The sequence below is a fragment of the Limnospira sp. PMC 1279.21 genome, assembly GCF_032349615.1.
In the GTDB taxonomy this organism is placed as follows: Bacteria; Cyanobacteriota; Cyanobacteriia; order Cyanobacteriales; family Microcoleaceae; genus Limnospira; species Limnospira fusiformis.
The window spans coordinates 1-1,949 of record NZ_JARPLU010000344.1 but is presented as its reverse complement, the minus strand read 5'-3'; the positions used below and the strand labels follow the sequence as shown (position 1 = coordinate 1,949).

Sequence of the window (1,949 nt, the reverse complement as noted above, 5' to 3'; positions counted from 1 at the left end):
CTTTTGCCAAGGGAGCATAGATTGCTTTGTAAAGACCCTCCATGATGCCTTTGTTTTGAGAGATGAAGTAGCTATCTTTTTCATCAGCACCCCAGCATATGGGCAAGAGCCTTGGATTACAGATGGTACTTCAAGCGGAACTAGGGTATTGGACATTAGGCAGGGATCTTTAGGCAGTAATTTTTTGCCGTATATTGATGGTGTAGTCATGAACGATCGTCTCTACTTTCCGGCAGACGAAGGGACTGGAATCGAATTATTTGCGACCGATGGCACCACCACTTATAAAGTAAAAGAAATTAACCCTACATCAGGATCAGGTTTTTTTCAAACACATAGCCAACCTCATGCTTTCTTTGCCCATAGAGATAAGGTGTTTTTTATGGCAAATGATGGCATTGAAGGATTCGAAATGTGGGTAAGTGATGGAAGTGAAGAAGGGACTCAGCGCTTGATTGTGACCCAAGCCGGATTGACCGAGCGCGGAGACATACCCAACTACTTTGCATTTAAAAATCGTGTATTATTTCAGCTTTCCTCCCAATCAGTAATAAATAGTTATGACCTATATGTATCAGACGGCACACCTAGTGGCACTTCCTTATTAAAGGACTTCAGATACAGCCATGAAGCATTTGTACCCTTGCTAGAAGATGAAAATTGGCTTTATTTTAAAGCCGTGAACAGCAGTACTGGCACAGAATTGTGGCGTACCAACGGAACGGAAAGTGGCACATCCTTGGTAAAAAATATTAATACTCGTACTCCTTTTTTCAATTTGGGACTTTCTTCATCTGCTCCATTTTACAGATTAGATGATCGTTTTTATTTTCTTGCAAATAGTGGACCGACGTTGGAAGCGGACGGTCAAATTTGGCAAAGTGATGGGAATCCATCTCACACCGGACCAATTTTGAATTTAGAGGGTATTCAAGAAGTTGGAAATGTGGATATTAACTGGCTGTACTACAATGGGCAAGCCTTTTTCTTCTCTGCAAGTCACAACGGTCATGGCTACGAATTATGGAAATATGAAGAAAAATCTAATTCTACTATCGCGCTATCTGATCCCAGTGTTACAATCTTTCCCAATCCTGTATACGAGTCACTGAAGATTCAGTTTTCAAAACCTTTTGAAGGCATCTACCATGCTGAACTATTTTGTCCACTGGGTAGAAAACTATTGACCACGACACTAGAATCAGATAATAATCAGTTGCAAGTAATGCATTTACCGACGGGATTGTATTTCTTAGTCCTCAGACAAGCTGAAAAAGGCCATATTTATACCCTTTCATTTATTAAGCTTTAGTGAAGGCACTTGAACCCGCTTTATGCATTAGGATTTTCTATTACAAAAGGGGAAATTGTCGAGTCGGATTGCTTCATACGAGTAATACTATATCGTCTAGCCCCTTCAAAAAGGATTTTCTGAAGTTAAAAAAATAAATGATTGACCCTATTCAAAATACGATAGTAATTAAAATCTTTAACAGGGATAACTAGAAAATCCTTTTACGGATTTGTACCCATATCGGTTGCGCTACCTCTTTTTCTTTCCAAAGTAAGAACCCCAAGTAGGTTAAAAAAAGTAAGGTATGAATTAGAAAATTAGTCCATGAAAATGCATCGAAAGGTGATGACCAAAGAAGGCTAAGTCCATACAAAACTGCACCTGCTACAAAATATTTGGCTATGCTTTTCCAATCGTAGGGAATAGGATAAACTCTAGCACCCCAGCTATGGCAAATCCAAAGCATCACCATATAACATATCAAAGTAGCCCAGGCAGAACCCCAAAATCCAAAGAGGGGAAGCCACCAAAGATTAAGCACTATGGTAATGGCAGCCCCGATCAATGCTATCCAAGCCCCCGATAGCGTCCGATCGGTCAATCGATACCAAATAGAAACATTGTAGTACAATCCAGTGATAAGATTGGCCAATAA

At 39.9% G+C, this 1,949-nt stretch carries 2 protein-coding genes; one reads left to right on the top strand and one right to left on the bottom strand.

The annotated features are described in order from the left end of the window. Positions 1 to 1,312: T9SS type A sorting domain-containing protein (locus P5683_RS24390; protein WP_315669500.1), on the top strand; the 1,312-nt coding region annotated here is incomplete at its 5' end. 190 nt (positions 1,313 to 1,502) lie between these two features. Here P5683_RS24390 and P5683_RS24385 read toward each other — a convergent pair. After that, positions 1,503 to 1,949 (bottom strand): polysaccharide biosynthesis C-terminal domain-containing protein (locus P5683_RS24385; RefSeq protein WP_315669499.1); only part of this gene is annotated, 447 nt, incomplete at its 5' end.